2 protein-coding genes are annotated in these 1,712 nt (G+C 62.0%); both read left to right on the forward strand.

The window, feature by feature from the left end; translation table 11 throughout:
- The coding region (locus ACIOWA_RS27940; protein WP_401162927.1) for a bacteriophage T4 gp5 trimerisation domain-containing protein at positions 1–708 on the forward strand (708 nt) is incomplete at its 5' end.
- Positions 705–1,538, forward strand: coding sequence for a DUF4123 domain-containing protein (locus tag ACIOWA_RS27945; RefSeq protein ID WP_401162928.1), 834 nt, complete (start codon positions 705–707; stop codon positions 1,536–1,538). The genes ACIOWA_RS27940 and ACIOWA_RS27945, both read left to right, overlap by 4 nt.
- The last annotated feature ends 174 nt before the right edge of the window (positions 1,539–1,712 follow it).

The following is a 1,712-nucleotide window of genomic DNA, read 5'->3' on the forward strand; positions in this document are numbered from 1 at the left end:
GAAGGCGACCCGGACAAACCGCTGATCACCGGCTGTGTGCCCAACAAGGTTACGTCGCCACCCTACGCCTTGCCCGAGCACAAAACCCGAACCGTGCTGCGCAGCCACAGTTCACCGCACACCGGCGGTTACAACGAACTGAAGATCGAAGACCGCGCTGGCCAGGAAAAAATCTATCTGCGCGCCGAGCGTGACTTTGAACAACTGATCCTCAACGACAGCCACAGCCTGATCCGCCGCGACCGCTTCGAACAGGTCGACCACCACAGCACCAGCCTGATCAAGGCCGACGAGCGGCACACCACCGGCGGGACGCGCAACACCGTGATCGGCAGCGACGACCTGCTCAGCATCAGCGGCAACAGCAGCACCACGGCGGATGGAGCGCTGGTGATTCAGGCCGGGCCGCATGCGCGGGTTACCGCGAGCCAAGTGGTGATTGATGCCGGGACAAGCCTGACGCTGAGTGCCGGCGGTCATCACATCGTGATCAATTCGGGTGGGATCTTCAGCAGCGTCGCTATCGTCGAGGGCGGCGCGCCAGTGGTGGGTGTCACGGCGCAGACAGCGTTGGCGGCAGCGCCCGAAGATCCACAGGCGCTGATCGCGCTGTCCATCACCACGCAAATAGCCGCGCTGGCTCAGGCCGCAGAGCAAGCCGCTTCAGTCTGCGCCGCGTGCGAAAAACTGGCGCAGGTGAACGCATGAGCCGGGCTTATCTGTTGCTGGATCGAATCCAGATCGACAAACTTTCGGATCGCCTGTTCGAGCTGACGGGCGGCGCGCCTGTTCACTCGCTTTATCAGCGTACCGCCTACAGCGCTTTGGAAAAGGCCGGCCCCGTGCTGATCGGTGTGACCCCCGATAGCCCGTTGGCAACGGTTTTTTGGCAGGAGTGGAGCGCAACGGCGGGCATCTGGCTGGAGTCTGAGGCCGTCGAAGATCAAGCGCTGGCGCATTTGCGCGGCCTGATCCACGCGCGGGTTGACGGGGGTGCGACGGTTTTCTTTCGTTTCTACGACCCGCGTATTACCGCGTTGTGGCTGAAGGATTTGCCCTCGCCTGAGCGTGATCGACTGATGGGGCCAGTACGGCTGATTCGTCTGCCGGATTCACAGATCAATCAGCAAACCGAGCACCCCGCGATCCCGTATGCGCACAAGCCCTGGCTGGTGCTGACGGCGGAACAACTCGATCACCTGAACGCGGCCAAGCGCCAGTCTTTCGCCCGGCAGTTGATCGAGCACGGTCAACGCTATTTCCCCCAATACCTCAACACAATGGATTCGACAGCTTTGCAGCAATGGGCCATGGAGTGTCAGGCCAGTGCTGCACGGCGGGGCTTCAGTGCCGTCGATGAAGTCCTGCGCTGGGCGCGTTTCTTCACAGTGCTGGGCACTGACTTTCCCGATGGTGCCGAGCACGGCGCCTACCGGCGTTTGCTGGACGAACCCCGAGTGTTGCCGCACCAGCGTCTGGACAACCTCAACAGCGCATTGACGCACCAATTGCTGACCGACAAGGATTTCGCCCGATGAGCGCCGAAAAACTGGCCATGGTCGACGAGGCCGCTCAGGCCGAACGCGAGGCCAAAGCCCAGCCACACGCTGATATCAGTTGCACGGTGCATCCGTGTCCCGCCAGTCAGCCCGAACTGTTTGTGGTGCCGGTGCGTTACGCGCTGGCGCACGAAAAGGCTGAACACGCTTGTT

This window comes from Pseudomonas sp. NPDC087614, assembly GCF_044743485.1.
Taxonomy (GTDB): Bacteria; Pseudomonadota; Gammaproteobacteria; order Pseudomonadales; family Pseudomonadaceae; genus Aquipseudomonas; species Aquipseudomonas baetica_A.

Coding starts and splice junctions, on each gene's coding strand:
- ACIOWA_RS27945 (WP_401162928.1), top strand. CDS start 705: ATGAGCCGGGCTTATCTGTTGCTGGATCGAATCCAGATCGACAAACTT.